Consider the following 19,954-nt stretch of genomic DNA (forward strand, 5'->3'; position numbering starts at 1 on the left):
TTGTTCATTCCTGATCAAAATGGGAAGATCAAGAAGAAAAATAGTTTCTACATGATGACGCCAGTATTCATAATTTTTTGTTTCATCATGAAGTGTTGAATGGAATTATTGATCCTTCGCCGATGGTGGGGTCATTATTTTATGATTTTACATACGCATTTTGTTCCTCACCAAATAATCTAGACACAGAGACGTTATTTACGGCATTTTCGCAATTGAACGATTTGAAGGTTGAAAACTCAAGATTAATAGAAGAGGGAATTGCACAAGTATATACCCGCATTGGGGTGGGGGCTGTGCGAAAGTTCATCCGCATGATTTAAAAGATTACTTGAAGACGTGGGAATACTAGAGAAAATTACTACCTTGTTATAAATGAGGATGAAAGTTAACTTTAGGTATCACAATAAAAACACCTAGTTTTAAATGGAAATTAGGCGTTTTTATTGTGTGATTTTTTCGTGTTTATTTGAAAAAAATAGCCTTTTAAAATATCATACATTGGACTATGTGGAATCCCTCTCAATAATCCAAATCATTTCTTTACAACGCGCCATTAACATCTTAATCCTCTCCTCTCATAAGATTTAAATCGCATCATTATAGATGTGTATAATATTTGCTTCTACGATCTCGAATGTCATCCATAATCTTTTTATATTGCTGTTCTTGCACAATTTCAGCTTCAGATAACCGCATCTTTTGAATGCTAATCGTTAAAAAGAAAACATGAAATTTCATAAATGAATTCCTCCTTTCGTAAAGGAATTATAGGTGACTACAATAAGGGACTTGACGTTCTTTCACTTCATCCATAGCATTTTGAATGTGTTGATCGTGTAACATTTCGAACTCGGAAAATTTGTTTTTGTGAATTGTAATCGTTAAAAAGAAAACTTGGAATTTCATAAGGTGATTGCTCCTTTTTATATAAATTTTTAGTACATATCGTTGTAATAAGAAACTTGACGTTCTTTCACTTCATCCATCATTTTTTTGATTTGCTGTTCTTGTAAAATTTCAGTTTCAGAGACTTTACTTTTGTGAACAGTAATGGTTAAAAAGAATACTCGAAATTTCATCAGAAGATTGCTCCTTTTATAAATTAATTTTTAATACATTTGATTATAATAAGAACTCTTGCGATCTTTTACTTCGTCCGTAATCGCTTTTAATTGTTGTTTACGTAAAATCTCAGTTTCAGATAAAGATTTTTTCTGAAGAGCAAACGTAAAAAAGAAAATATGAATCGTCATAAATGAATTCCTCCTTTCGTAAAGGAATTACAGGTGACTACTGTAAGGACATTGACGCTCCTTTATGTCATTCATAGTCTTTTGAATGTGTTGATCGTGTAACATTTCAACTTCAGATAATTGCTTTCGTTGGATTGTAATACTGAAAAAAAGTACGTGAAAAGTCATTGAATATTTGCTCCTTCCGAAAAGAAATAGTGTTAGAGATTAAAAAATCGCACAAAAAAGCCACAGGAAGATATAATTCTCCTGTGACAGGCATGAAAAAGCCACAGGAAAGTATACGACCTCCTGTGGCGAATTTGCTAATTAAAGAAAATACCGAACGATTTTCAATTCTCCATTAGGGTGGTCGAATTCATATTTAATTGTAAAATAGATGCAACATGTAATTGTAATTTCATCATTTTATTCGACCTCCTTTTAGAATTTTTTTCTTACGTTAGTAAGTATATACAATTAATGGATAATTGTAAACATAAAAAATGAAAATTTTTAATTTTGATTAAAATGCGTATGTTTTGAAAGGAAGTTTTGATAAGGTATTGAGCATACAAGTTATCATCTAGGACAGGTAGTAGATCGAACAAAATTATTAAAGGGAAAGAAGTTTGATTTTTGTCAAAATGGTTTGAATGAAAAGAACTTGAGGTTCAGTATAGAAAATACAACGGTTTTATAAAGAAGTATCATTCTTTAAGGTATGATACTTCTTTTTTGCGAAAAAATTATGGAAAAATATTGAATGGAAATATATTCTTGTGATATGGTTAATTGCATAAGTAATGAACCTATGAACCTAAGGGGGAAGGTATGAAACAATCTCTTGAACAAAATAAGTTAATATACATACAAATTGCAGAAACCATTGAGTCGGATATTTTAAAGGGAATACTGCTTGAAGAAGAAAAGGTTCCGTCAACAAATCAATTTGCAAAATTGCTGCAAATCAATCCGGCGACAGCGGCGAAAGGAGTAAATTTGTTAGTCGATGAAGGTATTTTATATAAAAAGAGAGGGATTGGGATGTTTGTTGCAAAGGGAGCGAAGGAAGTGGTACTAAAGAAGCGACAAAGTGCTTTTAGGAATGAATTTTTGCCTAAAGTGTGGAAGGAAGCGGAGGTACTTGAAATCTCTAAAGAAGAGCTAATCAAAATGATTCAAATGGTTACAAAGGAGGGAAAAGAATGACAATTGTAGTGAAAACTGAAGAATTGACAAAACAATATAAGAAAAAGATGGCTATAAATGGATTAACCTTTTCATTGGAAGAGCATAAGATATATGGTTTGCTTGGTAGAAATGGAGCGGGGAAAACAACGCTACTTCACCTTCTTACTGGACAAATCGTTTCAAGTAAAGGTAGTGTATCAATATTTAATGAAAATGTGTATGAAAATAGTCACTTTTACAAAATATTTGTTTTGTAAAAGTGAAAGAAGAGATTTATTCGAATTATAAAGTGAAAGAAATTTTTAAGTTATGTAACATGTTTTATAAAAATTGGGATCAGAAGTTTGCGGAGGAACTTGCAGTAAAGTTTCAAATAGATGTAAACCAAAAGTACGATAAATTATCACATGGCATGCAGACTGTTGTCGGAATCATTAAAGGATTAGCAAGTAGGGCACCTATTACCATTTTTGATGAGCCGACTACCGGTTTGGATGCAGCGCACCGAGAATTATTTTACAGTATGTTGTTAGAAGACTATGGCAATCATCCCCGAACAATTATTTTATCAACGCATTTAGTAGAAGAGGTAGCGCATGTTGTAGAAGATGTGCTGATTTTGAAAGAAGGGGAAGTAGTTGTTCAATCAGCAGTTGAAGATTTATTACAGCAAGGCCATTACATATCAGGGCGAAAAGATAAAGTGGATGAATTTATGATAAATAAAAATGTTGTATACCGAGAATTGTTTGGAAATAAAAGGATTGGTGTTATATGGGGAGAGCTTTCTAAAGAAGACTATAAATATCTTGAAAGTGAAGAGTTAGAAATTGAGGGAGTGTCGCTTCAGAAATTATTTATTTATATAACGGATGGTGACGTAAAGTGAAGATGCTAATGAATCAGTTGAAATTACACATTAATTATCATTATAAAGCTATTTTAATATTTTGGATTGTAGCGTTAATCATAAAAGGTTCAACGAGTTTAATAGATATAAAAGATATACGAGTTGGCTTTTTACAAGATGTTTTCAACAATCCTTCTATTGCCATTATATTTTTTATTGTAGTGAGCACTTTCTTTATACAGCTAGATGTATTTCGCTTAGCTGTTTCGTTTGGGACAACAAGGTTACAGTTTTTCATTGGATCAGTTTGTTATATTGCTTTACAAGCAGCGTTTTTTTCACTGTTTCAAATGGTTTTCTTACAGGACTTATTTTATCGTGTGGAAAGTGCTAGTTTGATAGGAGGTTCAATTGAGCAGTTTTTTGTACAGTTTTTACTTTATGTTACTATAGCGAGTCTTTTTCAAGGAATTGTTATTTTTCAGCAGAGATTTAATTGGATTGGATGTGGAGTTGGTTCAATCTTTTTTATAGGCTTAACAAGCGTATGTTATGACAGTGGGCTAAAATTGACCCTTACAAAAACTGAAGTTTTGATGAATATACCTTCGTTCATAATCATTTCCAGTGGGCTAATCGTGTTTTACTTTGTGATTAGTGGTATATGTATTCGAAAAATTTCTTTAGAACAAACGGTTTAATAAATTGTATAGCAGTGTTAGATAAAATATTTTAGGAGAGAAGGAAAACATATGGGAGATACATCTTCGTTAATAACGATGTTTTTATGTATTGCATTATTGATTTTATGGCGGCGTTATCGCTCTATGCATAGACCGATAAAGGGAAATGGTAAACGAATTTTATTACCACTGCTTTTTTTATCACCAGGAATTTTAATGTTTTTTGGTCCTATTCATCCGGCTGCAGTATACATTGGCTTTGCGATGTTATTTGGAATTTTTTTCGCGATTCCACTTATTATACTTACAAATTATGAGAGAAGGGAAGATGGGAATGTCTATACGAAGAAAAGTGTAGCTTTTCTCATTACTTTTATTGGGATTGTAATTTTAAGGTACGTTTCTAGGCAATATATAATTGATTTGGATCAGCAAACGATAGGGTTATTGTTTTATGTTGTTGCGATTTCTTATATAGTTCCATGGAGAATTGCTTGTTATATGAAGTTTAGAAAAGTTTTTCGTGCAGTTTCATAGAGCTGAGTTTTTTGTTTCGTTGGAGGGAGGGTGGAGAGTGCGTACTATTTTACTTTTTCTAGGTGAGGCGCAAATAGATGAAATTGAAGCAATTAGAAAAAAGCATGATCCTTTATTTGGATTCATTCAACCACATATTATACTTGTGTTTCCTTTTGAAAGTGCACTTTCTAATGATGAACTAAGAGCGCATATAGCCCGGAAATTGCAAGGGATTCATCCAATAGAAATTGAGCTTATTGATCGAATAAGTCATGAAGGTGAGTACTTGTTCTTACATGTTGAAAAAGGGAAGGGAACAGGTAAGAGAGTTACATGATGAGTTATACAAAGGGCCTTTGACGGAATTTTTGCGAAGTGATATACCTTATATACCACACGTTACAGTTGGACGAAAAGAAAATGAACAACGGGCAATAAAAATCGCAGAGAAGATGCTGAAATTAAGCACGCGATTGCGATGTATAATTGAAAAAGTAAGTGTTGAACGTATTGGAGAAGATGGAGAATCAATAATAGAATTTGAAGTGGAACTTCCAAAATAAAAAGGAGATACAAATTTGTATCTCCTTTTTATTGATTTTTCATATATATGTGTTAAAATGGAAAAACGCTCATCGTTTATTTTTGCGAAAACTCAATAATTACCCAATTTAATTATAACAAATTAAATGCTTGTTTGTCAAACTTTTTATTGAATTTGTTATAGCATCAAACAATGAGCATCAGAACGATTAGTTGATAAGGAGTGGCAATATGGGGAAAACAGGTCAAGAGTGGAAACAGGAACAACATCGTGTGAAAGAAGTAGTTGGAAAGATTGAAAAACATATTGATACATTAGAGCAATATACAAGTGCAGCAACAAAAGATGTTGTCCAGATTCGAAAACATTTTTGGGACGATGTAACTGTGAATGTTGATAATACAGAAGAGGCTATCGAAACGGCAGCAAGTATCAAACAACAAGCAGAGTTATTATCTGAACGAGAGCAAAGTCACCGCCATGCTTACAATCAACTAAAAGGATTACAAAGATTACAGCAATCACCATACTTTGGAAGGGTAGATTTTTTAGAAGACGGTGAAAAAAGTGAGGATGCTATTTATCTTGGTATTCACTCATTCTACGATGAACAGACAGAACAATTTCTTGTGTATGACTGGCGAGCCCCTATATCAAGTTTGTATTATGACTATTCTGTAGGAAGAGCTAAATACGAAGCACCTAATGATACGATTTCGGGTGAAATGACATTAAAAAGGCAATATGTTATTCGGAATGGTCGAATTGTAAGTATGTTTGATACAGGAGTGACGATTGGCGATAAATTGCTACAAGAAGTATTAGGAAATAACGCCAATACACAAATGAAAAGCATTGTTTCAACAATTCAAAAGGAACAAAACCAAATTATCCGGAATGAAAAGAGTCGTTTACTTGTTGTTCAAGGAGCTGCAGGAAGCGGTAAAACATCGGCAGCTCTTCAGCGCGTTGCATATTTATTATATCGTTATCGAGAGACATTACACGCCGATCAAATCGTTCTCTTTTCTCCAAACTCGATGTTTAATAGCTATGTATCTACAGTATTGCCGGAACTTGGTGAAGACAATATGAAGCAAACGACATTCCAAGAATACTTAGAGCGTCATATTGATAAGAAATTTGAATTAGAAGATCCATTTACACAAATGGAATATGTACTGACAAGAATGGAAGAAAAGAGTTATAAAACACGATTAGAAGGGATTAGATATAAAGCAAGTTCTGATTTTATTGAAGTAGTAGATCAGTATGTATCTTATTTAAAACGAGAAGGTATGTTATTTAAAGATATAAAATTTAGAGGGGAAGTATTAATCTCTAAAGAACAAATAAAAGAACAATTTTATAAATTTGATCCTTCAATACGGATTCCGAATCGAATAAAGTTAATTTCTGAGTGGTTGTTAAAGGAGCTGAAGGAGCAAGAAAAAATAGAGAGAAAAAAACTTTGGGTGGAAGAAGAAGTACAGTTATTAGATAAAGAAACATACGCAAAAGTTCATCGGAAATTACAGAAAAGACAAGAATATTCCGATGGTACGTTTGATGATTTTGAACGTGAACAAAATATGTTAGCAGCTATTGTTGTGAAAAAATATTTTAAACCGCTCCGAAGACGTGTGAAAAAATTACAATTTATTCATACATCAGCACTCTATATACAGTTATTTAAAGATCCCGAGTTTGCTAAGCAACTTGTAGAAGAATATAAATTACCACAAAAATGGGATGAAATATGCGGAGAAACAATAGAAAAAATGCAAGGTTTTTATATGGCGTATGAAGATGCAACGCCTTATTTATACATGAAAGACCAACTAGAAGAATTACAAAAAAATACATCTGTGCAGCACATATTTATTGATGAAGCGCAGGATTATTCTGCATTTCAATATGCATTTTTAAAACGAATATTCCCTCATACAAAAATGACGATACTAGGCGATTTTAATCAGACCATTTATGAACATGCGTCAGAGAATGAATTTTCACAGTTAAGTACCTTGTATGGGGAAGAACTAAGTGAAAAAATTGTTCTTACGCGTAGTTATCGCTCTACAAAGCAAATTATTGAATTTACGAAGCAGTTAATTGACGGTGATGAAATTGAACCGTTTCAGCGTGAAGGAAAACAACCGATTATAACAGAAGTGAAAGAAGGAGAAGCTCATCATAAAAAGATTGTGGACCAAATCGAACAATTGAAGCAAAGTGGTCACAGAACAATCGCGGTTATTTGTAAAACAGCGGAAGAAAGCGAAGATGCGTACTATGCCCTACAAACATCATTACCAGTTCGCCTCATTAAGAAAGAAACGAGTTCGTTTGATGAAGGTATTTTGATTATCCCATCGTATTTATCGAAAGGGGTAGAGTTTGATGCGGTCATTATCTACGATGCATCAGAGGAAAAATACAGCCGAGAAAGTGAACGTAAGTTATTTTATACCGCTTGTACGCGTGCGATGCATGAGTTATATATTTATTCTGTAGGGGAGATGAATGAATTTTTACAGTCTGTTTCTCCAAAAACGTATTGTTACAAGAAAATATAGAAGCGGAATAAAAGAGGTTGTTACATGTTAATGTACCTAAGTTTTCCTTAAAGGGGCGGATTACATGGAATTAATAAATATTAATGGGGATACTTATAAAATGGAATGTATACCTTTTGAAGACAAGAGTGAACAGGATGAAGAGGGATATTATGAATATTATTATAAGGGAATATATATATCGTTTCATTCAGACAAAGATATAATAAAAGCTAAAATTTATGATGGAGAAAAAACAATCTCGTTTTTGAAAAACCCTATTCCTTATTTTGGTGAAGGGTTTGAAGCGATGAGAGGATATGTAGCGCAAGCGTTTGGTGTAAATCGTTTTCAATATCTTGGTGGAGAAAAAGGATATGTAGAGCTATAGTTCAAATAAAAAAGCTGGTCTAAAAACCAGCTTTTTTATTATGTGAAATTTTGACTCATGTTTTCTCTTTCACAGAGGCTCTTTTCTTTGTAATATATTTATTTGGCTATACTCAGTAAGGCACCAATAGCCCCGCTAAAACCGTGATCTTCTAAGAAGATAGGTTTTTTATTTTGATACAAAGTATAACTACCTATAATTTCTTGTAGATGTGTATTATTTGATAGTGTAGATCCAATATAAACGATATGATCCATATCTTTTGCTTCTGCAAATTGAAGGCTTAATGCAGTAACTACTTCACCAACAAGACCTTGAAGGGTAGCGAGTAAATCGGGGTTGTTATAATCAGCTTCACTCATAGCAGCTTTTCCGAAATTACTAGCTGTTAAATTACTATCAATAGGAGATAGAATCCCGCTATAAATATCTCCAACTGTTATATCGAGATTCTGCCTAGAACCTAGTTTTGTCTGCTGGATTACTTCTTCAAAACGATCTATATTCGCTAATAGTTTCGACAAGCCCATGATAGTGCCTCCACCAATACCAGTTCCTCCAGCACGAATATAATTTTTATTATGGACATAATGAATGGATGTTCCTGTACCGATATTTGTTAAAACAAAGTTGTTTATGGAATAATTTCCGTTGTTAATAAGATAGTGAACGCCTGCAAGTGTGGCATCGAATTCTGCAACATACTCTATAGTGTATGTTGCAGAAAATAATGTTTGTAACTGTTCAGCTTTACCACCAGTCAGAGACAATCTATTTATATACTTATTTTTATTTAACCACTCTTGAATTTTGATTTGTTCATGAGAGTAAAATTTTTTAAAATGCAATTCATTTTCTTCATTAAAATAAGCAATTTTTGTTAGTGTTCCTCCAGCATCAATACCGACGGTGCTCTTCATTTTTGTACTCCTTATCATTGTGTAATAATAATGAACATCTATCATTCACTCTTTATGAAGTAATGTAAACTAATAACTTTTCAACTATAACAATGGGTTTACCATTTACAGAAGCAATTCCTTTCCCGAGAACAAATCCTCGTTTATTCCGCAGAACTTCATATTGTAAATCTAGCTTGTCACCAGGTATAGCAGTGCCATTAAATGTTACACCGTCTAATGAGGAGAGGAATCCTAATCCGGTAGACTCACTTGTTCCTACAAATGCTCCAAGCTGTGCAAGGGCCTCTACAATTAGCATGTGTGGCATGCTGTTTTGATTCGGATTTATAAACCATTCGTTACTTGTGATTAATTTATATCCTTTTACGGATTTTTCATTTTCAATTTCTGTGATTCTATCAATCATTAAAAATGGGTAGCGATGAGGAAGTGTATCGTTAATATTTTTGATATTCATAAAGGTCTCCGATCTTTAATCCTTAAATGGGAAAATAATAGCCCCTGCTAAAAATAAGCAGGGGATTTGTAATTAATTATTGACTAATGCATCTGCCTTTTCGGGAGAGAAAATACCGCTATTTTCAATATTTTCAACAACTTGTTGTAACACTTCTTTATCTTGAACAAGTGCGATACGAACGAATCCTTCACCATGTGGTCCAAAAGCATGACCAGGGGTTACAACAACATGCGCACGATCCATTAGTGCATAGGTAAAGTCTAATGAGGTCCAGCCTTTTGGGATTTCAGCCCAAACAAACATACTACCAGCTGGTCTATCAACATGCCATCCGAAAGAAGCAAATCCATCAACTAAAGTATCTCTACGTTCTTGGTAGATAATCCGATTTTTGGCGCAGAAATCGGCCCCTTTACGTAAGGCAACTGATGCGGCCTTTTGAATTGGCAAGAACACTCCGTAGTCTGTGTTTGATTTAAATTGCGCTAGTGCACCTACAATTTCTTCATTTCCAATCATATAACCAATGCGGCTACCAGCTAAGCTATAGCTTTTGGATAGGGAATTAATTTCAACACCAACTTCTTTGGCGCCAGGAACAGATAAGAAACTGATTGGTTTCTTTCCATCGTAATAAAATTCTGCATAGGCGAAATCATGTACCACAATGATATTGTGCTGTTTTGCGAATGCAATGACCTCTTTGAAGAAATCTTCATGAGCCATTGCCGGAACTGGATTTCCAGGGAAGTTTAATATCATCATTTTTGCTTGTTTAGCAATTTCCTCAGGAACGTCTTGTAAATTAGGTAAAAAATCATTTTCCTTCTTTAAAGGCATGAAGTAAGGCTTTGCACCTGCCATTTGAATACCCGTCTCATATGCTGTATATCCAGGATCAGGTACTAAAATAAGATCACCTGGATTTGCAAAAATCATAGGCAAGTGAACGAGTCCATCTTGGGAACCCATTAATAATAAAACTTCATTGTTTGGATCTAATTTAACATTGTGATTGTTATCGTAATATTCAGTTACTGACTCATGGAATTCTTGAATACCTGTTAAAGTATAACCGTAACTTTCTTTTTCATTTGCTGTATGTACCATAGCTTCTCTTACAATATCAGCAGGAGGCATATCTGGATTGCCGATACTCAAATCAATCATTTTGTGACCTGCTGCAATTTTTACCTTTTTATAAGCTGCTAATTCACTGAATATAGAAGATTGAAATGCTTTCATTCTAGCTGCTAACGTATAAGTCATCAAAACCCCTCCTAAAAAACTGTGCTTTCATTTTCTAAATTTTATATTCTTTTATTATTCTGAAAACACATAATTATATTTTATCACTTTTGAGTCAGAATTCAAAACGCAGTTGTGTAAAAAGAAAAAGAAGGGAAGGCTAAAGAGTATGAATACTACCACATAATGAAGAGGTGTTAAAGGTGAAACAAATTCCAATTGGTGTATCAAATCGGCATGTCCATCTGACAAGCGAAGATTTAGAAAAACTTTTTGGGGAAGGATATGAGCTCCTGGTTGCAAAAGAACTTTCACAACCAGGAGAGTTTGCAGCGAAAGAAACAGTAACGATTAAGACTGAAAAGGCGGAAATCCCAAAAGTCCGTATCCTTGGTCCTATTCGAAAGTTTACACAGGTTGAAATTTCAAAAACAGATGCACGTAAATTAGGAGTGGATGCTCCGATTCGAGCATCAGGCAATATTGATGGAACACCAGGGATTACTCTTATTGGTCCAAAGGGTTCTTTAAAAATTGAAAAAGGTGTAATCATCGCTGAGCGCCATATCCATATGACACCTCAAGATGCTGAAAAATTTCAAGTGAAAGATGGACAATATGCAAGTGTGAAAGTAGAAGGAAACAGAGGATTGATTTTTAATCAAGTGTTAATTCGTGTAAAAGATACATACGCCTTAGATATGCATATTGATACAGATGAAGCAAATAGTGGGAATATAACAACAGGAGACTTAGGTCATCTCTTACAATAAGAGAAAAATCCATCTCAATTTGGAGATGGATTTTACATGTTCGATACTTGGGAAGTGTTTTTACTTGCCTGCTTGTGCTTTGATAACGACATGAAAATAATTAATAATGAAATAGCGCCAAAAATAAGAACCATATATCGTAACCCAATTGTGTCTAAGAAGAATCCAGTTCCAAGTAAGACAATTTGGAACATTACCCTTTCAAACATATTACGGAATGAGAAAAGACGTCCATGATAACTTTTTTCAACTTTTGTTTGGAAAATTGTTGACATGATAGGGAAGAAACAGCCAACGCTAAATCCAAATAGACCAAATGATACAAGTGCCATCCATTTCACATCACTAAAGAACAATGAGAGATGCGCAAAAGCAGTACAGAAGGCGAAGAAATAAAGTAATTTATCAGGTGGGAAATGATCAGATAAACGCTTAATTACGAAAGCTCCTAACATAAAAGCCACACCTTCAATGGTATAAATAAACCCTTTAATTGTCGGATCATGTTGCATTTCGCTAATGTTAATAACCATTAAATTGAAACCAGCGATGAATAAAAGGGGAATAATACTTAAAATAAGTGCCCGAAATGCAACTGGGATTCCTCTTAAAATCCGAAATACTTCCATAAAGCTATTATCTTTTGCTGCTTTTTTACTTGATGTATTTGATTTTTGATCTTCAAATCGTAGGAAAAAGGTCGAAAGGAATAATAAAGCGTATGCTGCCATTGAGAACGCGTACATGTACTGTAAACTCATAACGACAAGAAGAACACCACCTAGTGAGGTTCCAGCAATACGAGCGATTGTTCCGATATTCATATGGACACCATTCATCTGTAATAGTTCATGTTCACGAACAATAAGCGGAATAACAGACTGCAATGCAGGGAAATAAAAAGCCGCTGAAATTTGAAGGGCAATCATAAAGGCAATCATAAAGGCGATACTTTCATATTGAATAGCGAAGAACATAAAAATAACACTGATAACACGGCCGAAACCAGCATAAAGAAGGACTTTCTTTTTTTCGTATTGATCGATAACACGACCAGCCATCGGACCAACAAGAACACCGGCTAATAATCCAATAAATAAAATAACCGACTTCATAAAATCAGAAGGTACATACTTCTGCATAAATTCTAGATTGCCAAGAATCCCAAGCCACAAACCAAGCCCAGCGATAAACTCACCGATTAGAACAATCCAGACATTTTTATTACGCCACATAACAAAACCTCTCAGTCTTATAAAATAGGAAAAATCGTATATAAATCCTCCTCTTCATTCATACATTTGAATCATTATTTTTTAGAGTCAGAGTCTATATTACGTGTTTGATAATGAAAGTTCAATCTTTTTGATTTGGATAAAACTTTGCTTTTATAGAGCTAAAAAATCAAATTTACATATTAGAAAATAAATTGGAATAAATTTAAAATGTACGAGGGAGGGATACTTATGATTCAACAATTTTTCAAAAAATTGTTCGACCAGTTTTTAGAGAAGCAGGAAGAGGAAATAATAGCAAAGCTTTGTTTTTGGATTGTCTATTATTACATATCAGTCCCAAAATATATGGTGAACTCTAGTGGTATTTTAGTACATATGAATCAAACGCATGAAGGCTATACGTATGATACAATTGGAGATTTTTTACGCGAGTATAGTGGGAAAACAAGGGGAGCGTTCTATTTTGAAAGTAGAATATACTATATTAAATTTGAGGAAATGATTAGGGAGAAGTGTCGTGAAATGATTTATGCTTATTACTTTCCACGCTTTATTGATGGACATTCGTTATTATGTAAAGAGCTATTAAGAGAAATAGGTGTAGGTAAAACAGAAATTGAATGCGGAAGTTTCTATACGTTGATTTTTAATTATTGTACAGAAACAAAGGATTGGGTTGATGAATACGAAGAGAATGTGTTAAAAGAACTATTTGTATTGTCACTTCCCTTCATTGTACAAGCATATGGTATAAATGTATGTAAATATATAAAACAAGAAGAAAATCGGAAGGAAATAGAGTGCTTAGTTCATTGAATAAAGAGGATATTTATATATTCTTGCTGAAAAAGAATATGTAAATATATGTAGAAAGAAGATGATTGAAATGAGTAACGAAGAACTTGTGAAAACACAATTTGGTAGTAATGCTGAAAAGTATGTGAATAGTCAAATTCATGCAAAAGGACCAGATTTACAGTATGTCGTTCAACAAGTAAAAAATCGTAAAAATATTCGTCTTCTTGATATCGCTACAGGTGGCGGTCATGTTGCTAATTTATTAGCCCCGATATTTAAAGAGGTTGTTGCGCTCGATTTAACAGAAAAAATGTTAGAAAAAGCGAAAGCATTTATCCAGACAAACGGACATGAAAATGTATCATTTGTAGTAGGAAATGCAGAGGATTTACCATTTTCTAATCAATCGTTTGATACGATTATTTGTCGCATTGCAGCGCATCATTTTTCAAACCCTTCTCAATTTATTTTTGAAGTACATCGAAAGTTAGAAGAGAACGGATTATTTATATTAATTGATAATGTCTCCCCAGAAAACCTAGAATATGATACATTTTATAATTTTATTGAGAAAAAGCGAGATCCAAGTCACAGGAGAGCGCTTAGAAAAACAGAGTGGATTTCATTATTAGAAAAGCAAGGTTTACAAATGCAATCATGTTTCACATTTGAAAAACAATTTAATTTTGATTGGTGGTGTAACATGATGGATGTCCCATCGCCAACACGCTCCAAGTTAACGGATTGTATGATGAAAACGTCAAATGAAATGAAGGAGTTCTTCAACATACAATTTAACAATAATAAAGTAGAATCATTTTATACGGAGATGGCACTGTTTGTATGTCATAAAAGTTCAACGCTAAAAAGATAATTTTCTTGCAGTCTTTTCTCAGTACGCTATACTTAGTACAGAGAAATAGAGAATTGAGGAGTAATAACAATGATTCGTGTACGCGTTGAGGGAACGGAAAAAGAGATTGTTGAATTTTTGGAGAAAATGCCTGAAATTCCTGGGTTTGAAAAGACACATGTTAGAGAGCCGAAAAAAGGAAACAATCCTAAATATGATACAAGTAAGAATGTATTAGCATATTTGTCGTATAAAAAGATGGAAAATGCTGTTCACAAATAATAAAGTCCTTTAAAAACAATAAAATTGTTTAATGATAGAGAGCCGAAACGACACAAAATACAGTGTCGTTTTTTCTATTCATGTATAATAGAAATGTAAAAAGTTATTTAATTAATAGGGGAGAACTTTTTAATGAAAAAGTATTTTGAATATTTCGTTCCTTCCTATATAAGCTATACATCTATATGAAAAAATAATTTAATAAATTGATTTTTATTTAGAAATACATAAGTTGAATCAGCACACAGAAGATCTGTTTTGTGTGCCTATTTATTGTAAAGAAAGAATATGTTCCTGGAGTATCTAATTGTTATATTTGTTTTTTGACCAGTTATCGTGTGAAAACAACCGGTTATCGAAAATCCATTTACAGTAACTTAAATAGCTTTTATATTTAGAGCGAGTGAAAGGGAAGTGGTGAAGTGAAGTTTGAAGTGTCGATTGATCCATCTTATAAAGAGCCGAAAATTATCATTCTAACGGATAAAATGACAGATGAGATATCTGATATTATGAAGCGACTATCGGAGACTCATATGGATTCATTAGCTGTATTTTCAGAAAGAGGTGTTGAAATTGTTGAATGTAAAGATATCGTTAGAATCTATACAGAGAAACAGAAGGTATTTCTCCAAACCGCTGCTGGTATTTATACCGTTCGCTCAAGGTTATATGAACTGGAAGAGAAATTAAATAGTCAATTTTTTGTTCGTATTTCAAATTCAGAGATTGTTAACATTAAAATGATTACGAATATGGATATTAGTATGACAGGAACAATTGGCGTGTCATTAACAGGGAATATCAAAACGTATGCTTCTCGACGCTATGTTTCAAAAATTAAGAAACTGTTCGGAATATGAGGTGAAAATATCTTGAAAAATATAATTAGTCGAGTTGTTGGTGGTTTTGTTATCGGTGTGATTATTGGAGAAATCGTACAACTCCTTATTTCGCTCCCATTAGGTCAAGGAGAATATATGCCAGTTGTGGAACAGTTTCGCTCTTTATTTGTTAGTAAGATGTCAGCTGTCACGGTACAAATACTGTTAACAGGGCTGATTGGGGTCACATTCGCTACAAGTTCGCTTGTTTTTGACATAGTGAAGTGGAGTCTACTAAAACAGTACATCGTTCATTTTTGTATAACAGCACTAGTATGGGGGCCGATTGTAACGCTACTGTGGATGCCCAAAACATCTATAGGCACACTGATTTTTTTTATTGGTTTTTTAGGTACGTATGTCATCACATGGACTATTCAATACATGATTTCAAAGAATGATATAAAAAAAATTAATGCTGCGATTCAATCAAGGCAATTTGAAGGGAGAAGTGATGAATAATGGCCATAATTATAAAAAATCTAACGAAAAAATTTAAAGAGCGCACAGCTGTTGACAATCTTTCACTGACGATTAAGAAGGGAGAATTCTTCGCACTTTTAGGGCAAAATGCTGCTGGAAAAACAACAACGATTAAAATGCTTAGTTGCTTACTTACACCTACAAGTGGCGATGCACTGATGTTAGGAGATAGTATCATCAAAAACCCTACGGCAGTAAAACAAAAAATAAACATTTCTCCGCAAGAAACTGCGGTAGCTCCGAATCTTTCTGTAAAGGGAAATTTAGAATTCATCTCGAGTATCTATGGAAGCAATAAGCAAGAGGCTAAGCAAAAAGCGGTGGAAATGATGACAAAGTTTGGACTTTCGGAGCGAGCAAAAAATAAAGCAAAAACATTATCAGGTGGGTTGCAGCGCCGGCTAAGCATTGCGATGGCACTTATTTCGTCTCCCCAAATCATTTTTTTAGATGAGCCAACACTAGGACTTGATATTCGTGCTAGACATGATCTGTGGAAGACTCTACTTGAATTAAAGGGTAAAATCACGATTATTTTAACGACGCACTATCTAGAAGAAGTAGAAGCACTTGCTGATCGCGTCGGTATTATGCATGGTGGTAAATTGCATGCACTTGGAACGATTGATGAGTTAAAAGAAAATACGGGACAATCTTCTTTAGAAGATATTTTCCTTACACTAACTGAAGAGGGAGGCGGACTATGAGATATTTAGCATTTGCTTCACGTAATCGTAAGGAGATTTTACGAGATCCTCTGACGCTTCTTTTTGGGATTGTGCTTCCGGTTATTATTATGTGTCTTTTTTCAATCATGCAGAAAAATATGCCTTTGGACCTTTATCATATAGAAAACTTAACGCCAGGTGTAATCGTTTTCAGTTTTTCTTTTATTACGTTATTTTCAGGGATGCTGATTGGTAAGGATAAAAGCAGTTCATTTTTAATGCGGATGTTTGCTTCCCCTATGTCTGCCTCTGATTATATTACTGGGTACGCTCTTCCACTATTACCGGTTGCCATTCTTCAAATTGTTATTTGCTTTATTTCAGCATTCTTCTTAGGTCTATCATTTAATGCGAATGTATTAGGTGCCACTATTCTACTCATTATCATTGCAATGCTTTATATTGGATTTGGTCTACTACTTGGTACGTATTTTACGGATAAGCAAGTTGGTGGGATTTTTGCGATTTTTGTTAATCTTACAACATGGTTAAGTGGCACTTGGTTTAAGTTAGATATGATTGGTGGTACGTTTAAAACAGTCGGTTATGCATTGCCATTTGCTCATGCGGTTGATGCTACACGATTTGCTTTATCTGGTGAATATGGTGATCTTGTTGTACCTTTATTATGGGTAGTTGGTTATATAATCATTATCTTCGTAATCGCTGTTTTGGGCTTTAAGAGGAAAATGAAAAGGTAAATAAATTGTATTCATAGTGAAAAATACACGATAGTTGAATAAAATATAAACAATTTTATTATCTCCATATAACCGCCAGTAAATAGGCGGTTTTTTTATTTGATACTGTTTCACCGCCTTGTCTTTTTCGCATAATAATAATAGTAGAAAATGATGAGGAGGGTGAGAGGAGTTAATAAAAAATCTTTTTTGGAGATTTGGGTATCGATGATGCAGTTGCTTTAATTTATGCCGATAAAACATGCAATATTATTTCTTTTGTATCCAGATGTAATGGACCAAGTATGCGCTTATTATATAATGGGTGGCGCATTTTTATTTCCAGGTAATGTTACTCCTGTTTCAGAAGCTAACTTTTACCCCGCATTAACGGGCAGTAAGACCCCCACCTCAAAGTTCAGCGAAAGCAAAGAAGTTAGGTGGGGAACCAACTGCCCATAAAAGCCCGATTCGTTCAACTAATAATCAGAGGGGGATGAAGAAAATCCCCACTGATTAAAGGTTCACTTTATGGAGATCCAATTGCAACTAATATTGTCATGAAATATGCCAAGAATGTTAGTGTTTATCCGTTAAATGTAACGCAGCAGGCACTTATTACTCCTGAAATGGAAACATTATTAATGAAAAGGGAACAGGGCTAGCAAAACTAATTAAGCCAATGATTGATTTTTATTATGAGAACTTTTATAAAAAAGAATACCGTGGAATTGGTAGAAGTCCCATTCATGATTTATTACCGTTTATTTCATTAATGAATGATAATATCTTTGAATATAAAAAGTCTGCTGTATGGATAAGTACAACAAATGACGAAACTCGAGGACAAAGTGTAGCTGATTTTAGAAAGATTGCTGAACCCATAAGATTTGATAATCGGTCTGTACAAAGAATGGCCATTGATTTTAACTATCAAACGTTTTAAAAAAATTTATGAGAACAATGTTGAAACCAGATTGTTCTTAGGGAATAAGGCTATGAGATCATCGAGGAATAATATGGTTTGGAAAAATAATTTATTTTGAATGGATACAAAACTGTACTAATTCAATTGTATAAAAAGCTATACGTGGCATTTAAGGTATAACTTATCAAAAATAGTAGCATAACTAATGGTAAGCAATAATTTATAGGTATTATTTTTGTTTTGTAAAATTAAGGAGGTATAGTGATATGGCATTTATATGGTCTTTAATTGTTGGTGGTATTTTAGGATGGCTAGCAAGTTTAATCGTTGGTAAAGATGTACCTGGTGGTGTGATTGGAAATATTATTGCTGGGATAATCGGTTCTTGGCTTGGAACATTGTTATTGGGTACGTTTGGACCGGTTATCGGAGGGTATGCAATTATTCCAGCATTAATTGGTGCCATTGTTTTAATTTTTATTGTCAGCTTATTACTGCGTGCAATGCGAAAATGAAATTAGGTGGATCGCTGAAAATTGTCAGCGATCCATTTTTGTATTATTTGTCCTAATCTGTTATGCTACTGTTATACAATCAGGAGGTGTAAGCATTGAAATCATTTACAGTAAACTTTCATCAAGAAGACAATGCAAAAGCAACAACAGTACATAAGTTAAGTGAAGAGGACTTCAATAAAGTAACAGAAAACGGTACTCGTCATCTATTTGATCTAGATACAAATGTTGGTTTCTTTGTATTCTTTGATGCAGAAGATGCAGAAGGCAATGAACAATACTTAATGTTGCAATATGAAGGAGATCATGAAGAGCCAAGTGCTTGCTACGGATTTGATTTGAAATTATTCTATCAATTTTTAGCACTTTACTTAAATGACCTTGAATTCCAAGGTGAAACAGATGAAGAAGAGGAAGAATATGGTCCAATTCATCATTTAGCTCATTTACTTTACCACATCGTTGAAGATGGAAAAAGTATTGAAGTATAAATACATAGCTAAAGCTGCCTTTAATAGGGCGGCTTTTTTATTTTGGATAAATTTCACAAAAATGATTATACAAATTGTTAGCAGAAATCTAAAAAAATAACAATTTATTAGTAGAGAAGGAGGATATCTGCTCAAAGGAGCATCCATACCATGAAAAAGTTTCTTCGGACATTTGAAAAGTGAAGCTTTTTACTTGTAAAAGATAAAAATTATCCAACATAACCGAGTGAAAGAGTGCACTAGAAGTCAGCCTTTATTGCAATTGTGTGCAAATTCATTCATGAGTTCAATAACCATATCTTCTGATAAACGTGGGTATGCAGAAGGGCCAATGATAAGAGTTCCTTCCATGTATTCATGATCTACTATGTGAATTAAAACAAAATTTTCTAGATAACGATTGGTCTTGATGAGTGGAAAGTTATAGGGATCATTTTTTTGATAAAGGTCATTTAGTTGTTCTTTCTTAGAGGAATAAAAAGGACTACAACTATCGTTAGAAATAAATTCATATAAGATATCATTATTTGTAGATAAAAAATGAACAGGAATTGAAAATGTTTGATATATTAAATGACACAGATATTGTATGTCGATAGCTTTATTCATTATACCTCTTCTTTAAAGTGAATAAAATGGTTATCAAACCCAGTAAAATTTTCCTATTATCTATTCAGTATAACAAATAAATAGGAT

The 19,954-nt window shown here is 33.6% G+C and carries 25 protein-coding genes and 3 pseudogenes; 18 read left to right on the forward strand and 10 right to left on the reverse strand.

Features of this window, described 5'->3' with window-relative positions:
• Positions 1-600 precede the first annotated feature (600 nt).
• The 5 genes from MHH71_RS01645 to MHH71_RS01665 are packed head-to-tail and all read right to left on the reverse strand — an operon-like array spanning position 601 to position 1,424.
• Positions 601-741 carry a YrzI family small protein gene (locus MHH71_RS01645; protein ID WP_006095118.1) on the reverse strand — a complete coding sequence of 47 codons (141 nt, stop codon included), beginning with the start codon at positions 739-741 and terminating at the stop codon, positions 601-603.
• 27 nt (positions 742-768) lie between these two features.
• A complete protein-coding gene (locus MHH71_RS01650; RefSeq protein WP_006095117.1) occupies positions 769-909 on the reverse strand; it encodes a YrzI family small protein in 141 nt (46 codons plus the stop codon).
• A gap of 29 nt (positions 910-938) precedes the next feature.
• A complete protein-coding gene (locus MHH71_RS01655) occupies positions 939-1,082 on the reverse strand; it encodes a YrzI family small protein (protein WP_006095116.1) in 144 nt (47 codons plus the stop codon).
• Between the two features lie 30 nt (positions 1,083-1,112).
• Entirely contained in the window at positions 1,113-1,256 is a 144-nt protein-coding gene (locus MHH71_RS01660; protein ID WP_003198152.1) for a YrzI family small protein, read from the reverse strand.
• 27 nt (positions 1,257-1,283) lie between these two features.
• The gene (locus MHH71_RS01665) at positions 1,284-1,424 is read right to left on the reverse strand and encodes a YrzI family small protein (protein ID WP_016115192.1); all 141 of its coding nucleotides are present in this window, start codon (positions 1,422-1,424) and stop codon (positions 1,284-1,286) included.
• Positions 1,425-2,069: 645 nt separating this feature from the next.
• Here MHH71_RS01665 and MHH71_RS01670 point away from each other — a divergent pair.
• The 7 genes and pseudogenes from MHH71_RS01670 to MHH71_RS01700 all read left to right on the forward strand — a co-directional run bounded on the left by MHH71_RS01670 (position 2,070) and on the right by MHH71_RS01700 (position 7,974).
• Positions 2,070-2,447 carry a GntR family transcriptional regulator gene (locus MHH71_RS01670; protein WP_006095115.1) on the forward strand — a complete coding sequence of 126 codons (378 nt, stop codon included), beginning with the start codon at positions 2,070-2,072 and terminating at the stop codon, positions 2,445-2,447.
• Positions 2,444-3,318, forward strand: a pseudogene (locus tag MHH71_RS01675) (ABC transporter ATP-binding protein). The gene MHH71_RS01670 and the pseudogene MHH71_RS01675 overlap by 4 nt, the downstream one beginning before the upstream one ends.
• 2 nt (positions 3,319-3,320) lie before the next feature.
• Positions 3,321-3,980, forward strand: a complete 660-nt coding sequence (locus MHH71_RS01680; RefSeq protein WP_006095112.1) for a DUF4052 family protein — start codon at positions 3,321-3,323, stop codon at positions 3,978-3,980.
• A gap of 51 nt (positions 3,981-4,031) precedes the next feature.
• Complete coding sequence (locus tag MHH71_RS01685) at positions 4,032-4,499, forward strand: CcdC family protein (protein ID WP_006095111.1); 468 nt, start codon at positions 4,032-4,034, stop codon at positions 4,497-4,499.
• 37 nt (positions 4,500-4,536) lie between these two features.
• Positions 4,537-5,044: pseudogene (locus tag MHH71_RS01690) on the forward strand (2'-5' RNA ligase family protein).
• A 211-nt stretch (positions 5,045-5,255) separates the two neighbouring features.
• The gene (helD, locus tag MHH71_RS01695) at positions 5,256-7,604 is read left to right on the forward strand and encodes an RNA polymerase recycling motor HelD (protein ID WP_006095108.1); all 2,349 of its coding nucleotides are present in this window, start codon (positions 5,256-5,258) and stop codon (positions 7,602-7,604) included.
• 64 nt (positions 7,605-7,668) lie between these two features.
• A complete protein-coding gene (locus tag MHH71_RS01700; RefSeq protein WP_018780678.1) occupies positions 7,669-7,974 on the forward strand; it encodes a hypothetical protein in 306 nt (101 codons plus the stop codon).
• 98 nt (positions 7,975-8,072) lie between these two features.
• Here MHH71_RS01700 and coaW read toward each other — a convergent pair whose 3' ends face one another.
• The 3 genes from coaW to MHH71_RS01715 form a co-directional block, all read right to left on the reverse strand.
• Positions 8,073-8,894: a type II pantothenate kinase gene (gene coaW, locus MHH71_RS01705; protein WP_033798932.1), complete on the reverse strand. Its 822-nt coding sequence runs from the start codon at positions 8,892-8,894 to the stop codon at positions 8,073-8,075.
• Positions 8,895-8,946: 52 nt separating this feature from the next.
• Positions 8,947-9,354 (reverse strand): 3-hydroxyacyl-ACP dehydratase FabZ family protein, encoded by a 408-nt coding sequence (locus tag MHH71_RS01710; protein WP_006095105.1) that lies wholly within the window; start codon positions 9,352-9,354, stop codon positions 8,947-8,949.
• Positions 9,355-9,426: 72 nt separating this feature from the next.
• On the reverse strand, positions 9,427-10,626 hold the full coding sequence (locus MHH71_RS01715) for an LL-diaminopimelate aminotransferase (RefSeq protein WP_006095104.1): 1,200 nt from the start codon (positions 10,624-10,626) through the stop codon (positions 9,427-9,429).
• A gap of 182 nt (positions 10,627-10,808) precedes the next feature.
• Here MHH71_RS01715 and pduL point away from each other — a divergent pair, with 182 nt between their 5' ends.
• A complete protein-coding gene (pduL, locus tag MHH71_RS01720) occupies positions 10,809-11,378 on the forward strand; it encodes a phosphate propanoyltransferase (RefSeq protein ID WP_018780675.1) in 570 nt (189 codons plus the stop codon).
• Positions 11,379-11,410: 32 nt separating this feature from the next.
• Here the strand turns inward: pduL and MHH71_RS01725 are convergent, their stop codons facing one another.
• Positions 11,411-12,613, reverse strand: a complete 1,203-nt coding sequence (locus MHH71_RS01725) for an MFS transporter (RefSeq protein ID WP_006095102.1) — start codon at positions 12,611-12,613, stop codon at positions 11,411-11,413.
• 231 nt (positions 12,614-12,844) lie between these two features.
• Here MHH71_RS01725 and MHH71_RS01730 point away from each other — a divergent pair, with 231 nt between their 5' ends.
• The 10 genes and pseudogenes from MHH71_RS01730 to MHH71_RS01780 all read left to right on the forward strand — a co-directional run bounded on the left by MHH71_RS01730 (position 12,845) and on the right by MHH71_RS01780 (position 19,258).
• On the forward strand, positions 12,845-13,432 hold the full coding sequence (locus MHH71_RS01730) for a hypothetical protein (RefSeq protein ID WP_006095101.1): 588 nt from the start codon (positions 12,845-12,847) through the stop codon (positions 13,430-13,432).
• A 70-nt stretch (positions 13,433-13,502) separates the two neighbouring features.
• On the forward strand, positions 13,503-14,288 hold the full coding sequence (locus MHH71_RS01735; RefSeq protein ID WP_018780673.1) for a class I SAM-dependent methyltransferase: 786 nt from the start codon (positions 13,503-13,505) through the stop codon (positions 14,286-14,288).
• Between the two features lie 69 nt (positions 14,289-14,357).
• Complete coding sequence (locus MHH71_RS01740; RefSeq protein ID WP_003198184.1) at positions 14,358-14,549, forward strand: YvzF family protein; 192 nt, start codon at positions 14,358-14,360, stop codon at positions 14,547-14,549.
• A gap of 422 nt (positions 14,550-14,971) precedes the next feature.
• Positions 14,972-15,412 carry a LytTR family DNA-binding domain-containing protein gene (locus MHH71_RS01745; protein WP_003198186.1) on the forward strand — a complete coding sequence of 147 codons (441 nt, stop codon included), beginning with the start codon at positions 14,972-14,974 and terminating at the stop codon, positions 15,410-15,412.
• A 12-nt stretch (positions 15,413-15,424) separates the two neighbouring features.
• Positions 15,425-15,895 carry a DUF3021 domain-containing protein gene (locus MHH71_RS01750; protein ID WP_006095100.1) on the forward strand — a complete coding sequence of 157 codons (471 nt, stop codon included), beginning with the start codon at positions 15,425-15,427 and terminating at the stop codon, positions 15,893-15,895.
• Positions 15,895-16,623 carry an ABC transporter ATP-binding protein gene (locus MHH71_RS01755; protein ID WP_006095099.1) on the forward strand — a complete coding sequence of 243 codons (729 nt, stop codon included), beginning with the start codon at positions 15,895-15,897 and terminating at the stop codon, positions 16,621-16,623. Before MHH71_RS01750 ends, MHH71_RS01755 begins: the two co-directional genes overlap by 1 nt.
• A complete protein-coding gene (locus MHH71_RS01760) occupies positions 16,620-17,345 on the forward strand; it encodes an ABC transporter permease (RefSeq protein WP_033798931.1) in 726 nt (241 codons plus the stop codon). Before MHH71_RS01755 ends, MHH71_RS01760 begins: the two co-directional genes overlap by 4 nt.
• Before the next feature lie 243 nt (positions 17,346-17,588).
• Positions 17,589-18,311: pseudogene (locus tag MHH71_RS01770) on the forward strand (nucleoside hydrolase); the annotation flags it as partial.
• Positions 18,312-18,518: 207 nt separating this feature from the next.
• Positions 18,519-18,767 (forward strand): GlsB/YeaQ/YmgE family stress response membrane protein, encoded by a 249-nt coding sequence (locus tag MHH71_RS01775; RefSeq protein WP_003197984.1) that lies wholly within the window; start codon positions 18,519-18,521, stop codon positions 18,765-18,767.
• A 95-nt stretch (positions 18,768-18,862) separates the two neighbouring features.
• Entirely contained in the window at positions 18,863-19,258 is a 396-nt protein-coding gene (locus tag MHH71_RS01780; protein ID WP_003197987.1) for a hypothetical protein, read from the forward strand.
• A 246-nt stretch (positions 19,259-19,504) separates the two neighbouring features.
• On the opposite strand, the gene MHH71_RS01785 is transcribed toward MHH71_RS01780, so the two are convergent.
• Complete coding sequence (locus tag MHH71_RS01785; RefSeq protein ID WP_006095096.1) at positions 19,505-19,867, reverse strand: hypothetical protein; 363 nt, start codon at positions 19,865-19,867, stop codon at positions 19,505-19,507.
• Between the last annotated feature and the right edge of the window lie 87 nt (positions 19,868-19,954).

This window comes from Bacillus sp. FSL H8-0534 (assembly GCF_038005885.1).
In the GTDB taxonomy this organism is placed as follows: Bacteria; Bacillota; Bacilli; order Bacillales; family Bacillaceae_G; genus Bacillus_A; species Bacillus_A pseudomycoides.

Coding starts and splice junctions, on each gene's coding strand:
- MHH71_RS01735 (WP_018780673.1), top strand. CDS start 13,503: ATGAGTAACGAAGAACTTGTGAAAACACAATTTGGTAGTAATGCTGAA.
- MHH71_RS01725 (WP_006095102.1), bottom strand. CDS start 12,613: ATGTGGCGTAATAAAAATGTCTGGATTGTTCTAATCGGTGAGTTTATC.
- MHH71_RS01665 (WP_016115192.1), bottom strand. CDS start 1,424: ATGACTTTTCACGTACTTTTTTTCAGTATTACAATCCAACGAAAGCAA.
- MHH71_RS01710 (WP_006095105.1), bottom strand. CDS start 9,354: ATGAATATCAAAAATATTAACGATACACTTCCTCATCGCTACCCATTT.
- MHH71_RS01650 (WP_006095117.1), bottom strand. CDS start 909: ATGAAATTCCAAGTTTTCTTTTTAACGATTACAATTCACAAAAACAAA.
- MHH71_RS01760 (WP_033798931.1), top strand. CDS start 16,620: ATGAGATATTTAGCATTTGCTTCACGTAATCGTAAGGAGATTTTACGA.
- coaW (WP_033798932.1), bottom strand. CDS start 8,894: ATGAAGAGCACCGTCGGTATTGATGCTGGAGGAACACTAACAAAAATT.
- MHH71_RS01680 (WP_006095112.1), top strand. CDS start 3,321: ATGCTAATGAATCAGTTGAAATTACACATTAATTATCATTATAAAGCT.
- MHH71_RS01700 (WP_018780678.1), top strand. CDS start 7,669: ATGGAATTAATAAATATTAATGGGGATACTTATAAAATGGAATGTATA.
- MHH71_RS01775 (WP_003197984.1), top strand. CDS start 18,519: ATGGCATTTATATGGTCTTTAATTGTTGGTGGTATTTTAGGATGGCTA.
- MHH71_RS01785 (WP_006095096.1), bottom strand. CDS start 19,867: ATGAATAAAGCTATCGACATACAATATCTGTGTCATTTAATATATCAA.
- helD (WP_006095108.1), top strand. CDS start 5,256: ATGGGGAAAACAGGTCAAGAGTGGAAACAGGAACAACATCGTGTGAAA.
- MHH71_RS01730 (WP_006095101.1), top strand. CDS start 12,845: ATGATTCAACAATTTTTCAAAAAATTGTTCGACCAGTTTTTAGAGAAG.
- MHH71_RS01670 (WP_006095115.1), top strand. CDS start 2,070: ATGAAACAATCTCTTGAACAAAATAAGTTAATATACATACAAATTGCA.
- MHH71_RS01740 (WP_003198184.1), top strand. CDS start 14,358: ATGATTCGTGTACGCGTTGAGGGAACGGAAAAAGAGATTGTTGAATTT.
- MHH71_RS01655 (WP_006095116.1), bottom strand. CDS start 1,082: ATGAAATTTCGAGTATTCTTTTTAACCATTACTGTTCACAAAAGTAAA.
- MHH71_RS01755 (WP_006095099.1), top strand. CDS start 15,895: ATGGCCATAATTATAAAAAATCTAACGAAAAAATTTAAAGAGCGCACA.
- MHH71_RS01660 (WP_003198152.1), bottom strand. CDS start 1,256: ATGACGATTCATATTTTCTTTTTTACGTTTGCTCTTCAGAAAAAATCT.
- MHH71_RS01645 (WP_006095118.1), bottom strand. CDS start 741: ATGAAATTTCATGTTTTCTTTTTAACGATTAGCATTCAAAAGATGCGG.
- MHH71_RS01715 (WP_006095104.1), bottom strand. CDS start 10,626: ATGACTTATACGTTAGCAGCTAGAATGAAAGCATTTCAATCTTCTATA.
- MHH71_RS01685 (WP_006095111.1), top strand. CDS start 4,032: ATGGGAGATACATCTTCGTTAATAACGATGTTTTTATGTATTGCATTA.